Annotated in this window: 15 protein-coding genes and 1 pseudogene; 11 read left to right on the forward strand and 5 right to left on the reverse strand. The window is 63.4% G+C overall.

Going from position 1 to position 17,629, the window contains the following annotated elements; genetic code table 11:
* Positions 1-48 precede the first annotated feature (48 nt).
* Complete coding sequence (locus IC66_RS0101450; protein ID WP_038946424.1) at positions 49-1,746, forward strand: GMC family oxidoreductase; 1,698 nt, start codon at positions 49-51, stop codon at positions 1,744-1,746.
* A 287-nt stretch (positions 1,747-2,033) separates the two neighbouring features.
* Positions 2,034-2,627: a hypothetical protein gene (locus IC66_RS47505; RefSeq protein WP_193375297.1), complete on the forward strand. Its 594-nt coding sequence runs from the start codon at positions 2,034-2,036 to the stop codon at positions 2,625-2,627.
* A gap of 99 nt (positions 2,628-2,726) precedes the next feature.
* Here IC66_RS47505 and IC66_RS0101455 read toward each other — a convergent pair whose 3' ends face one another.
* Positions 2,727-4,202, reverse strand: coding sequence for an FAD-binding oxidoreductase (locus tag IC66_RS0101455; protein WP_038946425.1), 1,476 nt, complete (start codon positions 4,200-4,202; stop codon positions 2,727-2,729).
* Between the two features lie 190 nt (positions 4,203-4,392).
* On the opposite strand from IC66_RS0101455, the gene acuR reads away from it, so the two are divergent.
* From acuR to IC66_RS0101480, 5 genes are all read left to right on the forward strand, one after another.
* The gene (gene acuR / locus IC66_RS0101460; protein WP_085971601.1) at positions 4,393-5,082 is read left to right on the forward strand and encodes an acrylate utilization transcriptional regulator AcuR; all 690 of its coding nucleotides are present in this window, start codon (positions 4,393-4,395) and stop codon (positions 5,080-5,082) included.
* A gap of 7 nt (positions 5,083-5,089) precedes the next feature.
* Positions 5,090-5,665 (forward strand): peroxidase-related enzyme, encoded by a 576-nt coding sequence (locus tag IC66_RS0101465; RefSeq protein WP_038946427.1) that lies wholly within the window; start codon positions 5,090-5,092, stop codon positions 5,663-5,665.
* Positions 5,666-5,776: 111 nt separating this feature from the next.
* Positions 5,777-6,583 (forward strand): CoA transferase subunit A, encoded by an 807-nt coding sequence (locus tag IC66_RS0101470; protein ID WP_038946428.1) that lies wholly within the window; start codon positions 5,777-5,779, stop codon positions 6,581-6,583.
* Complete coding sequence (locus tag IC66_RS0101475) at positions 6,580-7,326, forward strand: CoA-transferase (protein ID WP_038946429.1); 747 nt, start codon at positions 6,580-6,582, stop codon at positions 7,324-7,326. Before IC66_RS0101470 ends, IC66_RS0101475 begins: the two co-directional genes overlap by 4 nt.
* Positions 7,327-7,728: 402 nt before the next feature.
* Positions 7,729-8,223, forward strand: a complete 495-nt coding sequence (locus IC66_RS0101480) for a hypothetical protein (protein WP_028145137.1) — start codon at positions 7,729-7,731, stop codon at positions 8,221-8,223.
* 193 nt (positions 8,224-8,416) lie between these two features.
* Here the strand turns inward: IC66_RS0101480 and IC66_RS0101485 are convergent, their stop codons facing one another.
* On the reverse strand, positions 8,417-8,692 hold the full coding sequence (locus IC66_RS0101485; protein ID WP_018319867.1) for a DUF3303 domain-containing protein: 276 nt from the start codon (positions 8,690-8,692) through the stop codon (positions 8,417-8,419).
* Between the two features lie 156 nt (positions 8,693-8,848).
* Positions 8,849-9,274 (reverse strand): YybH family protein, encoded by a 426-nt coding sequence (locus tag IC66_RS0101495; protein WP_028145136.1) that lies wholly within the window; start codon positions 9,272-9,274, stop codon positions 8,849-8,851.
* Positions 9,275-9,459: 185 nt separating this feature from the next.
* On the opposite strand from IC66_RS0101495, the gene IC66_RS0101500 reads away from it, so the two are divergent.
* The gene (locus IC66_RS0101500; RefSeq protein ID WP_162130946.1) at positions 9,460-10,254 is read left to right on the forward strand and encodes a hypothetical protein; all 795 of its coding nucleotides are present in this window, start codon (positions 9,460-9,462) and stop codon (positions 10,252-10,254) included.
* A 1,429-nt stretch (positions 10,255-11,683) separates the two neighbouring features.
* Here IC66_RS0101500 and IC66_RS0101505 read toward each other — a convergent pair.
* Positions 11,684-12,860 (reverse strand): annotated as a pseudogene (locus tag IC66_RS0101505) (patatin-like phospholipase family protein).
* Between the two features lie 198 nt (positions 12,861-13,058).
* Between IC66_RS0101505 and IC66_RS0101510 the strand changes: the two are divergent.
* The 3 genes from IC66_RS0101510 to IC66_RS0101520 all read left to right on the forward strand — a co-directional run bounded on the left by IC66_RS0101510 (position 13,059) and on the right by IC66_RS0101520 (position 16,367).
* A complete protein-coding gene (locus IC66_RS0101510; protein ID WP_018319871.1) occupies positions 13,059-13,838 on the forward strand; it encodes an acetoacetate decarboxylase in 780 nt (259 codons plus the stop codon).
* A gap of 111 nt (positions 13,839-13,949) precedes the next feature.
* Positions 13,950-14,966: a transporter gene (locus tag IC66_RS0101515; RefSeq protein WP_038946430.1), complete on the forward strand. Its 1,017-nt coding sequence runs from the start codon at positions 13,950-13,952 to the stop codon at positions 14,964-14,966.
* Between the two features lie 36 nt (positions 14,967-15,002).
* The gene (locus IC66_RS0101520) at positions 15,003-16,367 is read left to right on the forward strand and encodes a carbohydrate porin (protein WP_244429070.1); all 1,365 of its coding nucleotides are present in this window, start codon (positions 15,003-15,005) and stop codon (positions 16,365-16,367) included.
* Here the strand turns inward: IC66_RS0101520 and IC66_RS0101525 are convergent.
* Positions 16,364-17,629: MFS transporter (locus tag IC66_RS0101525; RefSeq protein ID WP_038946432.1), on the reverse strand; the 1,266-nt coding region annotated here is incomplete at its 5' end. The two genes, IC66_RS0101520 and IC66_RS0101525, sit on opposite strands and share 4 nt — an antisense overlap.

The raw sequence follows: 17,629 nt of genomic DNA on the forward strand, positions 1-17,629 counted from the left end.
CAATTACGCGCTACGTTCCCCGAACAAGAACAAGAGGACGCGCCAATCGTGTATGACTTCATTATCGTGGGCGGCGGCTCGGCGGGGTCCGTGCTGGCCCACCGGCTCTCCGCGAGAAGTGCCAACAAGGTCCTGCTGTGCGAAGCCGGGCAGGACACGCCGCCCGGCAACGAGCCGGCCGAGATCAGGGACAGCTATCCGGGTACGGCCTATTTCGATCCACGCTTCCACTGGACCGAGCTCAAGGTCACGACGCAGGTCGTCAGCCACAACAACCCGCACGTGGGCCGGCCCCCCTTGCGCAAATACGAGCAGGCGCGCGTGCTCGGCGGCGGCTCATCGATCAACGGCCAGATGGCCAACCGCGGTGCTCCCACCGATTACGACGAATGGGACGCGCGCGGCGCCGAAGGGTGGACCTGGAACGACGTGCTGCCCTTCTTCAAGAAGGTCGAGCGCGATCTCGATTTCGACGGACCGTACCATGGCAAGGATGGCCGGATCCCGGTCCGCCGCATCCCGCGCGAGCACTGGACGCGGCATTCGCAGGCCTTCGCCGATGCTTTCCAGCAGGCCGGCCACCGATTCCTGCCGGACCAGAACGGCGAGTTCGTCGACGGCTATTTCCCGGTGACGCATTCCAATCAGGCCGAGCAGCGCGTCTCGGCCGCGATGGGCTATCTCGACCGCGACACCCGCCAGCGCGCCAATCTCACGATCTCCACCAACACGCAAGTGCGCGAGCTGCTGTTCGAGGGGACGCGATGCGTCGGCGTGAAGGCCGTCGTGGACGGACGCGAGCAGGAATTCCGTGGACGCGAGATCATCCTCTCCAGCGGCGCCATCCATTCGCCGGCGCATCTGCTCCGCGCCGGCATCGGGCCGGTCGGCCATCTCAAGGATATGGGGATTCCCGTGCTGATGGGACTGCCGGGCGTCGGCCAGCGCCTGATGGATCATCCCTCGATCTCGCTGTCGTCCTTTGTCCGCCGCGGCGCGCGCATGAACGAGCACACCAGGCGCCACATGCAGCTTGGCCTGCGCTACTCGTCGGGCCTCGAAGGTGTGCCGAAGGGCGACATGTTCGTCGTCCTGCTCTCCAAATCGGCCTGGCATGCGGTCGGCGAGCAGATCGGTTCGCTCTTGACCTTCGTCAACAAGACCTATTCCGAGACCGGACAGGTCAAGCTGGCCTCGCGCGATCCGTCGGCAGAGCCGATCGTCGAGTTCAACCTGTTGTCCGACCGGCGCGATCTCGATCGCCTGATGAGCGGCTTCCGCAAGATGGCGGCGGTGCAGATGAGCGACGTGGTCAAGGCGGTGACGGACAAGCCGTTCCCGGCCGCCTATACGGACAAGGTCCGCAAGATCGGCGTGGTCAACACCAGGAACAGGATCTTGACCAAGATCGCCGCGACCTTGATGGACGGACCGGCGGCGCTGCGTCACTACATGATCGACAATTTCGTGGTCGAGGGTTTTACCTTCGATCAGGTGATGAACGACGACGAGGCGCTGGAAGCCTTCGTGCGCAAGGCGACCATCGGCGTCTGGCACGCCTCCTGCTCATGCCGCATGGGCCGGGCCGACGATCCGATGGCGGTGGTCGACAATCAGGGCCGCGTCAAGGGCATCCACGGCCTGCGCGTCGTCGACGCCTCGATCTTTCCGGTGGTGCCATGCGCCAACACCAACTTTCCCGTGTTGATGTCGGCGGAGAAGATCGCGGCAGCGATGATGCAGTGAATGGCGGCGTCGTGCCGATCACGGGTAGCGCAGTGACGAGGAGAGCTTGCTGTGGAATCCACGACCCATGCGAACCGGACTTGATTGCATGCGCTGCGTTGGACGCGCGGAGCGCTCATTCGTTCTCTGCGAGTTAATCATTTCGGTCGCTATTTGTAGGCTATGATGATTGCAGACAGCGTCCCGCGGACGCAGCCATTTTCAGCCGCTCTTTAGGCCCATTTCAGCCAAACTGTTATTGGTTTCTCGTTGCCTGGGGCAGGACCACTCTATTTTGGAGTCCTGCAATGTACAGGCTAGTAATTTCTGCGTATCTCTTCGTTGTCTTGAGCTCTGTTACTTCGGAAGCGCGACCTTATCGCATTCATCATGCTTCCGAATGCAACGTCACCATGCCTTGCGACTTCTCGTATTCGCAGATGCAGCGCGAGCGGACTTTCAAGTCTTCAATTACTTCCAGATACTCACTGAATTCCAGGCCGTCACTGCAAGCGTACCGCTCGACGCAACTGACAGTGACCGATGCTGGGGGCGCCGCCACGCCGGCGACCGTCTCCGGTGTCTCCGGGGCTCGCGTCGTCGGTGGTCGTCCGGCAGGTTGCCCTTCGTCCTTCTGCGGCTGCGGCGCGGCTCTGCGCGTGTTCGGTCGTATCGTGCCGGAATTGAATCTTGCGGCCAATTGGCTGCGCTTTCCGCGGACATCACCCGCACCGGGAATGGTTGCTGCGCGACGAGGACACGTTTTCGTTCTGGAGCAGCACCTCGGAGGCGATGTCTGGATGGCCTATGACGCCAACTCGGGCGGACACGCCACGCGAATCCACGCACGTTCATTGCGAGGGTATGCGATCGTCAATCCGCGCGGTGGTTCGGCGGCTTGAGGGCCGCGGACACCACTCTCGACAAGATCGCGGACGGGTCGCAACATCGTTGCGACCTGCCCACGCTCGACCGATCGTCGGCGCGGGGCGCAGCGTCGGTCACAGCCGCAGCACTTTGCCGGGATTCATGATGTTCTGCGGATCGAGCGCGCGCTTGATGGTTCGCATGATGTCGAGCTCGGTCTTCGAGCGGTAATGGCTGAGCTCGTCGAGCTTGTCGATGCCGATGCCGTGTTCCGCCGAGATCGAGCCGCCCATCGAGGTGACGAGATCGTTCACGGCCCGCGTGATGGCCCCCTTGTATTGGGTCAGCGTCTGCTGATCCATGCCTGATGGCCCCATGAACGAAAAATGCAGATTGCCATCGCCGATGTGCCCCAAAGGATAGGGCCTGATGGTCGGGAGAATATCGAGCACCGCCGTGGTGCCCTTGGCGATGAACTCCGGAATCTTGGAGATGGCCACCGACACATCGAAGCTGAGCCCCGGACCTTCGGCCCGGGAGGCCTCGGCGACACTTTCGCGGATGCGCCACATGTTGCGCGCTTGACCGACCGTGTGGGCGATCACCGCATCGAGCACGCGGCCGGCCTCGAGTTGATGGCCAAGAAACTGCTCCATCTTCTCGGACATGCCCTCCGCGCCGTCCTGGCGCGCCCGCGAGGACGACCATTCCAGCAGCAGGTACCATGGCGTGTCGGCCTTGAGAGGATCCTGGGTGCCGGGAATATGGCGCAGCACCATGTCGATGGCGGCCCGGCTCATCAGCTCGCAGGAGCCGACATTGTCCTCGGACGCGCTGTGCGCTTCCGACAGGATCTCGAGGGCCGCGCGCGGATCGCGGATCGCCAGCCACGACGTAGAGACATCCTTCGGCGCCGGCCACAGCTTGAGCACGGCTTTGGTGATGATGCCCAGCGTGCCCTCGGCGCCCATGAAGAGGTGCTTGAGGTCATAGCCGGTGTTGTCCTTCTTGAGCGCGCGCAATCCGTCCCAGACCTCGCCGCTCGCCAGCACGACCTCGAGACCCAGCACGAGATTGCGGGCATTGCCATAGCGCAGCACCTGCACGCCGCCGGCGTTGGTCGATAGATTGCCGCCGATCATGCACGAGCCCTGGGCGCCGAGGCTGAGCGGCAGGAACCTGTCGTGCCGGCTTGCCGTCTCTTGAAGTGTCTGCAGCACGCAGCCGGCCTCGACCGTCATCGCGTAGCCGACGGGATCGACGTCCAGCACGCGGTTCATGCGGCCGAGCGACAACACGATGCCGGTGTGTGCAGGCCAGGGCGTTGCCCCACCCATCAGGCCGGTGTTGCCACCCTGTGGCACGATGGCGACGCCGTGCTCATGGCAAAGCCGGACCACTTTCGAGACCTCCTCGGTGCTGCCAGGACGGACGACGGCGCCGGCACCGCCAACCAGCAGTCCCCGCCAATCCGTCACGAATGGCTGCTTGCCGTGCGCGTCCTCGATGAGGCCCTTCTCACCCACGATCACGCGCAACGCATCGCGCATCTCGGCCGTCAAGGGAGCGGTCGGAATGGTGGGTTCGGACGACGGAAAGGCAGCCGGCATTTTCGTTTCCCCTGGCGCATCTTGGTGTGCACTGCGCACGTAACGTGCCCGGGTTATTGTCCACGTTTGGCGCGGGGAGTCTAACGGCAAGATGTCTCGAACTGCAGCCGGTGACGAATGCGGTCCGCGGGAGAGTTGAGCCTTGGGACGACGAGCGGTTGATTTTGCAAGACAGTCGGTCTAATAAATCATGATGAATAGAGCAGCCTCGGTTCCAGAGCCGCGCCGACGGGGGCGTCCTCCCAAGGACCAGTCGCAGCCGAATGCGCCGCGCGCGCGTCTGTTGCGGACGGGCGTTGCTATACTGACCGAGAAGGGATTCAGCGCCGTCGGCGTCGAGGAGATCCTGGATTCCGCGGACGTGCCGAAAGGGTCGTTCTATCATTACTTCGGCAGCAAGGAGGCTTTTGGCCTCGAGCTGATCGATGCCTATGCCGCCTATTTCGCCCGCAAGCTGGATCGATGGTTCGACGACATAGAGCGGGCTCCGCTGGATCGCCTGCGCGATTTCATCGCAGACGCGCGGTCGGGCATGGCTCGCTACGGCTATCGACGTGGCTGTCTCGTCGGCAATCTCGGGCAAGAGATGGGGGCGCTGCCGGAGCCGTTCCGAAAGCGCCTCGCCGCCGTCTTCAGGGATTGGGAGGCGCGGACCTCACGCTGCCTCCGCGCGGCGCAGCAGGCGGGCGACGTCCCCGAAGGCGTCGATTGCGACAGCCTCGCGCAGTTCTTCTGGATCGGCTGGGAGGGCGCGGTGCTGCGGGCGAAGCTGGAAAGGCGCCCCGACGCGCTCGACGTCTTCGCGCGAGGATTTCTCGCCATGATCCAGGCGAAGGAACGCGTGATCGTACCGATTTCCATCGACGAGTACCGAGGATAACCAGGCCATGACCCAGGCACTTGCCATCAGCCGCTTCCCTGTCCCTGATCTGGCCGACATGCCAGAGGACATCCGCGCCCGCATCGTCGCCGTCCAGGAGAAGTCCGGCTTCATCCCGAACGTCTTTCTCGTGCTGGCGCACCGGCCGGACGAGTTTCGCGCATTTTTTGCCTATCACGACGCGCTCATGGACAAGCCCGGCAACACCACCAAGGCCGAGCGGGAAATGATCGTGGTTGCGACCAGCAACCTCAATCAATGCCAGTATTGCGTCGTCGCCCATGGCGCGATCCTGCGGATCCGCGCCAAGGATCCGCTGATCGCCGACCAGGTCGCGGTCAATTACCGCAAGGCGGATATCACCGACCGGCAGAAGGCGATGCTCGATTTCGCCGTGCGCGTTTCGACCGAGGCCTACAAGGTTTCCGAATCCGATTTCGCCACGCTGAAATCGCACGGGTTCACGGAAGACGACATCTGGGACATTGCCGCGATCTCGGCCTTCTTCGGTCTCTCCAACCGGCTTGCCAACGTCACCAGCATGCGTCCGAACCCGGAGTTCTACAACATGGGACGTGGTTGACCGGATTCGCATGTTCACAACCGGCGGCGCCACGGCTCAAATGATGCGGACGTGTCCGGACGTCGATCTTGTTCGATGGGCCTGACTGGAAATCGAGGGAGAGGTGAAGAGATGACAGACTTCGTAACGCCGCGAGAGATGGCGGAGATGATACCCTCGGGATGCAAGCTCGGCCTGGCGCCGGACGATTACGCCGCGGCACCAGGACTGGTTCGGATGCTGATCGATCGCGGCATTCGCGATCTCCATGTGGTCTGCGCACCGATCGGCGGCATGCAGGTCGACATGCTCATCGGCGCTGGCGCCGTGGCAACGCTGGAGACGAGCGCCGTCAGTCTCGGCGAAGCCGGCGGCGCGCCCTGCTTCAGCCGGGCTGTCCGCGACGGATCTATTCGCCTCCGTGATGCCACTTGTCCCGCGGTGTTCGCAGGGTTGACGGCCGCGGAGAAGGGCGTTCCGTTCATGCCGATCCGCGGCATCATCGGCAGCGACGTCCTGGAGAAGCGCGACGACTGGAAGGTGACGTCCAATCCGTTCGACGACGGCGAGAAGATCGTCGTGGTCTCGGCGATCCAGCCCGATGTCGCTTTGTTTCATGCGCCTGAAGCAGACAGGTTCGGCAATGTGCGGCTGGGCCGCCGGCGCGAAACGATGCTGCTGGCCCATGCGTCGAAGCGGGCTTTCGTGACCGTGGAGCGCATCTCCGAGACGTCGCTGCTCGAGGACGAGAAGATGGCCGCGGGCGTCCTGCCCGCGATCTATGTGAGCGCGGTGGCACAGCTGAAGAACGGTGGATGGCCCACCGGGCTTTACGCCGAATATCCCAGGGATGGACAGGAAGTCGAGAAATACGCGCGCGCGGCGCGCTCGCCGGAAGGGTTCCAGGCCTACATGCGGGGCGCGAGGAGCGCGGCATGAGCGAGGCGTGCACCAGCCGCGAGTTGATGATCTACACGATCTCGCGGCTGCTGAAGGGCGTGCGGCATGTTGCAGTCGGCCAATCCTCGCCGATGCCGGCGGCGGGAGCGATGCTCTTGCGCGCGCTCAACCAGCGTGACGGGTTGGAGCACGTGCAGGTCTCGATCCTCGGGTCGGTCAAGCACAATTCCTTCACTGGCGGTGCCGAGGAGCTGTTCGATTGCGCTGCGCAGGGGCGCCTTGACGCCTTCTTTCTCGGCGGCGGCCAGATCGACGGTCAGGGCAACGTCAATCTCGTTGGCACCGGCGACTATCCGAACAATCCGGTCAGGTGGCCCGGCTCGTTCGGCTCCGCCTATCTGTACTTCCTGGTGCCGCGGGTCATTCTGTTCCGCGAAGAGCACAGCCTGCGATCCCTGGTGGAGCGCGTGGACTTCGTCTCCGCGCCTGGAGTTACCGACGAGACGGTCTATCGGCGAGGCGGCCCTCATGCCCTGCTGACCAATGCGGCGTTGTTTTCCTTCGACCGGGAAGCGGGACGTTTCCGCCTCGAGAGCACGCATCCGGGATATGGTTGGCGCGACATTCGAGGCACGACGGGATTCTCGTACGACAACGAGAGATGCGAGGTCACGACGCCGCTGCCGGACGAGGCGACGCTTGCTTTGATCCGGGGGCGAATCCGCGAGGAACTGCGCGAGTGCTATCCGCAGTTCGCGGGCAATATGCCCGGTCCGAACTGAGGCGGGATTTCGCTCCGGCGACGTTCTCTGTGGCCATCCTTCGAGGCGCAAGCCGTTGGCGGGCCTCAGGATGAGGACGGAGTGTGCGGCAGCACTCTCAACGGGCACCGATGCCGCTTAGCCTCATCCTGGGAGACCGCAAAGCGGTCGTCTCGAAGGACGAGGCGCGCGCTTGGCTGGCGGAAAATGCCGTGTGCGATTGCCCTGCGCTCCCGCGGGGCATTTGCGGCCAAGCGGGACCGACGGGAACTTGCCGCGGCGATATCGGCTTCATTACCGGCTGATGTGTCGATCCCGGCAACGTTCAGGCAATCTCTGCAACATTTCTAAACATCTTCGACAACTTCCCGCGGCCATCAGGGCGTAGAACGCGCTCGGACTTTACAGATCAGGATTGGCAGAATGCGATTGAAGGTTTTGGCGGCGCGCATGAGCATTGGCGCGGCCTGGCTCGTGCTCGTCGGCACCGGCCCGCTGCGCGCAGAGCCGGTGTTCGACAGTCTGGCCGGCGCATGGTCGGGCATCGGCACCATGAAGCCGTCGGACGGTCCGCGCGAGAAGGTTCGCTGCAAGGTGGCGTACAACGTCACCAGGCCGGGACGGTCGTTGACACTCGACCTGCGCTGCGCAAGCGATGCGTACAAGATGGTCCTGTCCGCGAACATCGAGCAGAGCGGGACGGAGCTTTCCGGCAACTGGTTCGAGAGCGAGTACCGGCAGGGCGGCAAGGTCTACGGCACCAACAAGGACGGCCTGATCGAGGCGCGAATAGAGGGAAACACAGTGGCCGCGCTGGTGACGATCCAGACCAGGAGTAACCGTCAATCCTTCCTGATGGAGGCGCCGGGCTCCTGGATGGCGGAGGTCGCGATCGAATTGAACAAGGACGCGAAGTAGCCGCTCTCCGGAGAGTCCAGGAGACGGCTGGACCCTAGAGCATGATCCGGAAAAGTGCGCAGAGGTTTTCCGAAAAGTTCATGCTCAAGCAATAAACTAAAGCGCGATGACGATTCATCCTAATCTCATCGCGCTTCAGTGGATGAGCTGGTTCAGAAAACCCTTCGCCCGCTTGATGATCAACGCTTGATGATCAACGCTTGGGAAGCGACGCCATCACCTCGCCCGCGTCTCCGTCCTCAAGGCAGGGCGTGACGGTCAACGGGAGCAGGTCAGACCATTGCGCGAGCCAACGATACATGGCTTTTGGATCACTCGATTCAGAGATCGCGAATCCCTGTCCATTCATGCCATGCCAGCGGCCCAGCATCTTGACGCCCTCGGGTGGTGCGCCACCGGTCTCGAGAAAGCGGGCGACGGCTGCATTGAAGGTGCCTTGAGGTACGCTCCAGGTGGTTATGAATTTCATGCGATTCTCCCATGACCAGAATTATCGGATGAACGTCGCGGCTGCGCCGCATGCGCACGATAGCGCCTGCGTATCGAATGACAACGGCGAATGAACACGCGCGTCGGTTTGATCCCTCCTGCTTTTTGCGCAAGCGCTGGTTTGGACGTAAGACGGCTACTTGCCGTCGTTCCAGATGTCGGTGGCGAGCTTCCAGTCGTCTCCGACCTTCTCCCAGACGACGACATACTTTCCGGTCACTTCCTGCGGTGTCGATCCCTTGGTCTTCAGGACGAACGTGCCGATCTCACGGGCCGCGGAAGAACCGAGTGGCTTGACATCCACCGTTGTGAGCTTCGGATCGGTCACTTGTTCAGCCATGCTTTTCCACATGACCTCGATGGCTGGTCGACCCTGCACCATCGCGGAGCCCGGCGGGAGCGCGGTCGCATCAGCGCTGTAGAGGGATGCAATCCCGGAAAAATCTCCCTTGTTGAACATCTCTATCCATTTCGCATTGTTCGCTTCGATCTCGGCCTTCTGAGCCAAAGCCGGCGCGCTCAACGCGATCACGATTGCAATCGCCGATGCAATGTTGCGCATGATCATCTCCAGACTCAATGTACGATGCGGACAAAGGGGCAGTCGTCTCGTCTCGAAGTGGATGCATTGAATGGCCCATCCCAGACCGGGACAGACGCAACGGCAATTCCGGAGAATTACCGTCAGCACCATTGACGAAGCTGCGCAGGGGAAAATTGACGGGCAATTGACCTGACGAGTATTCCATGTCGCGGCTCGAACGCTTGACCAGGCGCGCTCTTCGTCCCTGGCGGGCGCGGCCCGAAGGGGTTGGCATTGCCGGCGCAGCGTTCGGCCCGCTGCCTTTCGCAGCAAGCGCCGATTGGACGGGAAGCTATGCAGTCGTCCCCGATCGGCTGCTGCATGCTTTGCATTGTCTGCGGCGCCGTAGCGTTCGCCGTCAAACGACCCTCTTCGCCGGCTTAGTCGATGTTGAATTGCAAGATGGGAGTAACGCCATGACAGGCGAAGAAACGACCATCGTGGCGGGCATCGAAATTCCATCAACCGACCACTTCTTTCTGGCGTTGATCTTCGGGGTGCATATCCCCCTGGGCCTTGCGAGCGTTGCGATCGGCGCAATCGCAATGTTGAGTCAGAAGCGTCGCGGGCGTCATTCTAGGCTTGGAACGATCTATTTCTGGTGTCTGCTGGCGCTCTTCGCGTCCGCGACGTTACTGTCGCTTATGCGCTGGGCCGAAAACTATCACTTGTTCGTCCTCGGTACGTTGTCGTTCGCCTGCGCCTGGATCGGTCGCACTGCGCTCCGGCACCGCTGGCGGTATTGGGTCAGGGTCCATATCGCGGGGATGGGCCTGTCGTATATCCTGATGCTGGTTGCCTTCTACGTGGACAACGGAAAGCAGCTTCCACTTTGGAAGGACCTGCCTCATTTCATGTACTGGCTGATACCTCTGGCCGTTGGTATTCCGCTCATCGTTCGGGCGCTTCTGTGGCCGCCGTTAGCGCCAGCCCGCCCTGATTTCCACCTGATGCGGTAGCTAACGACATTCCTTCAATCGACGTCCTACCGCGGCGCCTCCTGACTGCGGTTGGTTTTGGGGCCTCGCACGGCCGATTTGGGTCCGGAGGTGGCTGACTTCTACCCCAAGCCGAGAGATTGGGACTCGGAAAAAGGCTTGACCTTCCAGTTCGGGTTACAAAAGGGATCAATGACTTAGCGGGTCCGCAAATCGTCTGCCTCGGCTCGGCCCGTCTCAGCAACCGACTGTTGCAAATCGGGGCGCGGCCGAGACAGGAGAAAGGACCGCCGCCAACTGCTCGGGGACTGTCAACGTCCGGGGGCCGAGGCGGCGGTCCTCAGGCGCGAGAACTTGGGGAGTCCTAGGGCCTGAAGGCAACGATAGCGGCTGCGATGCCGCTCCACCAAGCGGAGAACAATTGCTGCGTATGGAGAATTGTTGCGCATGTGCGAAGATCGGCGTCACTTCGCTTCCTTGTTCAATTCGATCGCGACCTCCGCCATCCAGGAGCCCGGCGCCTCTATCAGGAAGCGACTTGCTCGAAACGATCTGCTGTTTTTCCACCCCGGTGATTGCGAGAGGGACCCGAAGGCCCTTACACCATTGCATCGAATATTCAGTTACGGTGGCACGCCGCCCGTCGGGCAAAACACCCTGTCAATCCCTCGACGCAAAAACATTCCTATTTACCGAATTTCGGATATGTCGTATCAATGGCTCATCCCGCCCGCCACAAGGGGCGTTTCGCGATCGTCACGAGACGCGGGCCGGGAGGCGGTGGCCGCGACGGCGTCGGCGCGCTGGGCAGGCTGCAGGGCGGGATCCCCGTGAGCAGCTGCACGCGCGATACGACACGGCGCTGACGGCGTCCTTGGTTCGGCCTCGATGGTGAGCGCACGCAAGCCATCGGGGACAGGAACGGGGATGTGCGCGGACGGCAAAATCGTGTGGTCCTGACGCCCGGGGTCTGTGCGTCAAGTGTTGCGGTGATGTTGCGGCTCAACCGGGTCAGCACATCAGTCATCCGCAACGCGACGGGGGCAATAGTGCATCGCTCCCCGGGGAGAGCGCGACATAAGCCGTAAAGCCATCCGCGCAGGGAAGGCCGGTCGCCCGGCTACACCTGTTGTCCAACCCGTGCGCGTCTTGTTCGCACACGGGACCGCGGGTGCCAGCCGGCGCCCGGCCTTCCCTGCGCCCTTTCTGAACAAGAAGGGCAACGACGAGAGCAAAGCTCGGGCGAAATGAGCCGCGAGAATGCGGAAGTGTGTCTTCCGAATGGATCACGTTTATGGGCAGTCTCGTGCCCCGGACGCAGCGCAGCGTCCCTTTGACGGAGCGCTGCAGAGCCGGGGCCCATGATCGCGGCGAACCGTGTAGCTTCTGGGTCCCGGCTTGGCGCAGCAACGCTCAAGGCGTTGCTGCGCGTCCGGGACACAAGCGTCCCTTACGCGCTCTCCGTCTCCCGGTGCACGTCGTGCACGACGAGGCCCATGCCTTCCTCCGGCATCTTGATCCAGTCGCGGCGCTTCAGCGTGCGCTTGGTGTCTTCATAGCCGCTGGTCCAGTGCTCGCGCATCGAGGTGCCCGAGAACTCGTGGTCCTTGGCGTCGCCCTCATAGGCCTTTTGCTGGTAGATCAGATGCAGGATCGCGATCTCCGGCATGTGGCACAGGCTCGTCTTCAGCTTGCGCTCCTCGTCGGACAGTTGCTCGTCCGGCAGCTTCGCCAGCGCCTTGTGGAGCAGGACCTTGAGATTGTGGGTGCGGCGATAGACGTCGGTGTTGTGGCGCGTGCGCGAGGAATACATGATGTCCTTGTGGCGAGCCATCACGTCCTGGATCGAGCGCGGCAGCACGCCGCGCGCGCTGAACAGGTCGACCTGAAACACCAGCGAATTTGAGCGCATCCTCCTGGTCGAGCAGGTGTTGCAGCGGCGTGTTGGAGACGATGCCGCCGTCCCAGAAATGATCGGTGCCGATCCGCACCATCGGCAGCGCCGGGGGCAGGGCGCCGGAGGCCATGATGTGCTCCGGCTCGATCTCGTCATGGGAATTGTCGAAATAGATGAAATTGCCCGAAAGCACGGTGACCGCGCCGACCGCGAAGCGGACCTTCTTCTCGTTGATGAGATCGAAGTCGACCAGCTCGAGCAGGCTCTCCTTCAGCGGCATGGTGTCGTAATAGCTGGTCGCGGTGCGCGCGCCGACCGGGCTGAACCAGGGATTCATTTGGTGCGGGGTGAAGAATCCGGGCTGGCCCATCGCCGAGGTCATCCAGGCGCTGGTGAGATTGCGCCACTGGCGGAAGACGTCGCCGTCGGGCGTGTAGTGCCAGATCTTGCGGTTGGTGATGCGCTCCCAGAAGATGCGCAGCGCCTCGAGCCGCTTTTCCGGCTTGTTGCCGGCGATGATGGCGGAGTTGATCGCGCCGATCGAGACACCGCAGACCCAGTCGGGCTCGATGCCGGCCTCGTGCAGCGCCTGATAGACACCGGCCTGGTAGGCGCCGAGCGCGCCGCCGCCCTGCAGCACCAGCGCGATGCGATCGCAGCGTTCGGGCCGCCAGCCCCGCGAGGGCGCCTGATGGCTCTGATATGTCGGATGCGACGTGCGGGCGTCCATGGCGATGCCTCCTGCTTGCGCAAGACGATTGCGTCACGTGGTGACGGCGTGATGACAGGGCGGCACCGATGCATCGCCGGCAACGCAGACCGACCACGCTGCAATGGCAGGGGTCGTGCGCCTGACGGAAAAGCTTCACATCGCAGTCAATGAGGATCGCTAGCAATTGCCGCCGATCAGGAACACAGGAGACCAGCGATGCGAAGCGAAGACGTGCTGAGACTTCCGTCCATGCCCGCGGCGGGGCCGAGCTATCCGGCCGGTCCGTATCGGTTCGTCAACCGCGAATTCCTCGTCATCACCTACGAGACCGACCCGGAGCTGATCCGTGCCGGCCTACCTGAGCCGTTGCAGCCGATCGACCAGCCGATCGTGCATTACGAATGGATCAAGATGCCTGACTCCTCCGGCTTCGGCAGCTACACCGAATCCGGCCTCGTCATCCCCGCGCGTCTCAACGGCGAGGACGTCAACTTCGTCTCGCAGATGTATCTCGACGACGATCCGCCGATCGCCGCCGGCCGCGAGATCTGGGGCTTTCCCAAGAAATACGCCCATCCCAAGCTCGAGATCGTCAAGGACACGCTGACGGGCACGCTGGAATATGCCGGCCAGCTCGTCGCCATGGGCACCATGGGCTACAAGCACGAGAGCATGGCCGGCAACGGCGATCTCACCCGCGCCACGCTGTCGAAGACGCAGATCAATCTGAAGATGATCCCGGGCGTCGACGGTCGTCTCGAGGTCTGCCAGCTGGTCGCGATCAACCTCGTCGACATCGTGCCGAAGGGCTCCTGGATGGGGCCGGGCCGGCTGCACCTGGTGCCTCATGTCAACGCGCCGGTCGCCGATTTCCCGGTCCGCCGCTGCCTCGGCGCGCATCATTACATTGCCGATCTGACGCTGCCGTTCGGCCGCGTCGTCCATGACTACATCAGGCAAGCCGAGGCGGCCGCGACCGGGCTGGCGGCGGAATAGGGCGGCATCATCAAACTGTAACACTGGCGTAATTGAGTACCCGCGTGGGGTCCGGAAGATGCCGTCAGCCATCTTCCGAAACGGGGCAGTTGTTGACGGTTGGGGCTATCCATGGCTGAGCCGGCAAAGCTTGCCAGCGCATTATCGAACGCCGAACCCGCCATTCCCGGCCTGGTCTGGGCCTTCCGCCTGCACAGCGACGGCAGTGCCGAGGCGCTGCCGGTCGACCAGCCGATCGAGTTCAGCCATGACGGCCGGCTCTGGCTGCATTTCAACCTGACCGACGCGCGGGCGCGGCCCTGGATCGCGGCGTCGCAGCTGCCGGCGCTTGCACGCGAACTGCTGCTGTCGAGCGACACCTTCCAGCAGCTTCACGTCATCGACCACTGCGTCTACGGCGTGTTTTCCGACCTCGTGCGTGAGATCGACAGCGCGACGGAGGAGACCGCGTTCCTGCGCTTCGCCATGACCGAGCACCTGCTGGTCTCCGGCCGCCATCAGGCGCTGTGCTCGGCGGACGCCACGCGGCGGGTGCTCGAAGGCGGCTACCGCGTCGACAATGTCGCTCATCTGCTCGAAAAGATCGTCGATGAGGTCGCGGACACGCTGGACCGGATGGCCGACAAGCTCGGCCAGGAGATCGACGATATCGAGGAGCGCATCCTCGCCGATGACGCGAGGCCGGAGATGCGCCGCAATCTCGGCCGGCTCCGCCGCACCTGCGTCCGGCTGCATCGGCAGCTCACCGGATTGCGCACGCTGTTTCACCGTCTCGATCAGAAGAACACCGATCATTTGTCGCCGGCGTTGCGGATCCAGGCCGGCAAGCTCGCGCAGCGGCTCGACGGGCTCGATCACGACATCGTCGAGCTGCGCGAGCGCAGCCGCCTGCTCGAGGAAGAGCTGCGCTTCAAGAACGAGGAGGAGAGCAACCGCCATCTCCACACCCTCTCGATCGTGACCTCGCTGTTGCTGCCGCCGACGCTGATCACGGGCATCTTCGGCATGAACACCAAGGGCCTGCCGCTGACCGAGGTCGAAAGCGGATTTTTGTGGGCGGCGGTGCTGATGGCCTGCTCGGTGGCTGCGGCCTATCTCTTCATGCGGCGCACCGGTATCTTCAAGTAGCGTGTGTCGATCGTGAGTTGGGGGACCCAAATATCCGTGGCGGCCGCGATCGCCGTGGCCTGCACGGCGACGAGCGCGCTCGCCGGTGCCAAGGACGAAAGCGCGGCCGCATGGCTGTTTCCCAAATGGTTCAACGCGTGGCATGACGGCCTTGCCGGCAAGGGCCTGAATTTCGGCGCCACCTATATCGCAGACAACATCGCCAACGCCGCCGGGGGCGTGAAGCGCGGCGCCATCCATTTCGGCCGGCTCGATCTGTCGGTCGATGCCGATCTCGACAGACTGGTCGGCTGGACCGGCGGCCGCTTTTACGCCAATGCTCTCGTCATCTACGGCCAGGGGCTCAGCCGCAACTATGTGATGAACCTCGCCACCATCAGCGAGATCGAGGCGCTGCCGGACCAGCGGCTCTACAACGCCTATTTCGAGCAGAGCTTTTTCAATGACCGCCTGAACATCAGGGCCGGCCAGCAGGCCGCCGATGTCGAGTTCTTCGACAGCCAGACCGACGACCTCTTCGTCAACGGCACCTTCGGCTGGCCCGCGATCAAGGCCAGCAATCTTCCGGCCGGCGGCCCGGCGCCGCCGATCGCGGTGCCCGGCATTCGCATCAAGGCCGCACTGACCGACAAGATCACCGCGTATGGTGCGGTGTTCAACGGCGATCCGTCCGGGCCCGGCGATGTCGATCCTCAGCTGCGCGATCATCATGGCCTGGCATTCCGCGTCAACGATCCGCCGTGGGTGATCGGGCAGGTCCGCTTCAACTACGACATCGATATCGGCGGCCGTCCGCTCGCCGGCAATTTCACGCCGGGCGCGTGGAAGCACTACGGCTCGTTCGACAGCCAGCGCTTGACGGCGGAGGGGATGTCGATCGCCGATCCCGGCGGCAGCGGCATTCCCGCAAGGCTCAAAGGCAATTACGGCATCTTCGCCGTGATCGAGCAGGTGCTGTATCGTCCGCCTGAGGTGACCGAGACCAGCACGTCGGCCTCGCTCCCCGGCATCACCGCGTTCGGCCGCATCGCCCACAGCCCGCCGGATCGCAATCTGATCGACCTCTATATGGACGGCGGCATCGGCTTCGTCGGCTTCACGCCGGGCCGCCCGCTCGACCGCTTCGGCGTGGCGATGGCCTATATGCGGATCTCGAACACCGCGCGCCATCTCGACGTCGACACGCAGGCCTTCACCGGCATCCGGAGCCCGGTGCGCAGCAACGAGACACTGATCGAGATGATCTACGAGGCGCACATCAAGCCGGGCTGGCTGATCGCGCCTTACTTTCAATATGTGTTCCGTCCCTCCGGCGGCATCGCGAATCCGAACGATCCGAGCGGTATTTCCAGGATCGGTGACGCCGCGGTGTTCGGCGTCACCACCACGATCCGGTACTAGGCCGAGGCCGTCGCCGGCTGTAGTTTGGGTTGCCGCGACAGCGCCAGCACGATCAACGAGGCGAACACGCAGAGCGCGCCGGCGATGAAGAACGCGGGCAAATAGCTCTCATAGACCGTCCGCGAGAGACCAGCGCCGAACGCCGCGGTGCCGGCGCCGAGCTGATGGCCAGCAAAGATCCAGCCGAACACCAGATTGGCGCGCTCGGGTCCGAATTTCTGCGCGGTGAGGCGCACCGTCGGCGGCACCGTCGCGATCCAGTCGAGGCCGTAGAACATCGCGAAGATCGAAAGGCCATAGAACGAGAAGTCGCTGAACGGCAGGAAGATCAGCGAGAGCCCGCGCAGGCCGTAGTACCAGAACAAGAGATAGCGATTGTCGTAGCGGTCCGACAGCCAGCCCGACATGATGGTGCCGAAGAAGTCGAAGATGCCCATGGCTGCGAGCAGGCTCGCGGCCTGCACCTGCGGGATGCCGAAATCGAGGCACATCGGGATCAGGTGAACCTGGACGAGGCCGTTGGTGGAAGCGCCGCAGACGAAGAAGGTCGCAAACAGGATCCAGAATGCAGTCGACTTCGAGGCATCGCGCAGCGTGCCGAGCGCCACGCCCGTGATCGAGCCGTGGCTCACGGGCGGGGTGGGCAGGGGCTCGGTGCCTTCGTCGCCGTACGGGCGCAGGCCGAGATCGCTCGGCCGGTCGCGCATCGCAAGCAGGACGGCCAGCGCGGAGACGCCGAGCATGATGCAGACGAAGCCGAGCGCCAGCCGCCAGCCATAGCGATCGGTGAGGCTTGCGAGCAGCGGCAGGAACACGAGCTGACCAGTGGCGACGCTCGCGGTCATGATGCCGACGACGAGGCCGCGCCGTGCCGCGAACCAGCGCGTGGCAATGGTCGCGCCGAGCACCAGCGCGGTCATGCCGGTGCCGATGCCGATCACCACTCCCCAGAGGGCGACGAGCTGCCAGACCTGAGTCATGCCGAGCGATGCGACCAGCGCCGAGACCACGATCAGCTGTGCCGCCAGCGTGACGTTGCGCAGCCCGTAGCGGTTGAGCAGGGCGGCGGCGAACGGCGCCATCAGCCCGAACAGGATGAAACGGATCGACAGCGCGGAAGAGATCTCCGCCGTGCTCCAGCCGAACTCCTTTTGCAGGGGAACGATGAACACGCCGGGCGCGCCGACCGTGCCGGCGCTGATCAGCGCGGCAAGGAAGGTCACGCCGACCATCACCCAGCCGTAATGAATGTTGCGGCGGGG

Origin of the sequence: Bradyrhizobium genomosp. III, assembly GCF_000261705.1 — a bacterium.
Taxonomy (GTDB): Bacteria; Pseudomonadota; Alphaproteobacteria; order Rhizobiales; family Xanthobacteraceae; genus Bradyrhizobium; species Bradyrhizobium ottawaense.

Excerpts from the sequence above, each read along its gene's own strand:
- IC66_RS47505 (WP_193375297.1), top strand. The coding sequence starts at position 2,034 with ATGTACAGGCTAGTAATTTCTGCGTATCTCTTCGTTGTCTTGAGCTCT.
- IC66_RS0101455 (WP_038946425.1), bottom strand. The coding sequence starts at position 4,202 with ATGCCGGCTGCCTTTCCGTCGTCCGAACCCACCATTCCGACCGCTCCC.
- acuR (WP_085971601.1), top strand. The coding sequence starts at position 4,393 with ATGATGAATAGAGCAGCCTCGGTTCCAGAGCCGCGCCGACGGGGGCGT.
- IC66_RS0101465 (WP_038946427.1), top strand. The coding sequence starts at position 5,090 with ATGACCCAGGCACTTGCCATCAGCCGCTTCCCTGTCCCTGATCTGGCC.
- IC66_RS0101470 (WP_038946428.1), top strand. The coding sequence starts at position 5,777 with ATGACAGACTTCGTAACGCCGCGAGAGATGGCGGAGATGATACCCTCG.
- IC66_RS0101475 (WP_038946429.1), top strand. The coding sequence starts at position 6,580 with ATGAGCGAGGCGTGCACCAGCCGCGAGTTGATGATCTACACGATCTCG.
- IC66_RS0101480 (WP_028145137.1), top strand. The coding sequence starts at position 7,729 with ATGCGATTGAAGGTTTTGGCGGCGCGCATGAGCATTGGCGCGGCCTGG.
- IC66_RS0101485 (WP_018319867.1), bottom strand. The coding sequence starts at position 8,692 with ATGAAATTCATAACCACCTGGAGCGTACCTCAAGGCACCTTCAATGCA.
- IC66_RS0101495 (WP_028145136.1), bottom strand. The coding sequence starts at position 9,274 with ATGCGCAACATTGCATCGGCGATTGCAATCGTGATCGCGTTGAGCGCG.
- IC66_RS0101500 (WP_162130946.1), top strand. The coding sequence starts at position 9,460 with ATGTCGCGGCTCGAACGCTTGACCAGGCGCGCTCTTCGTCCCTGGCGG.
- IC66_RS0101510 (WP_018319871.1), top strand. The coding sequence starts at position 13,059 with ATGCGAAGCGAAGACGTGCTGAGACTTCCGTCCATGCCCGCGGCGGGG.
- IC66_RS0101515 (WP_038946430.1), top strand. The coding sequence starts at position 13,950 with ATGGCTGAGCCGGCAAAGCTTGCCAGCGCATTATCGAACGCCGAACCC.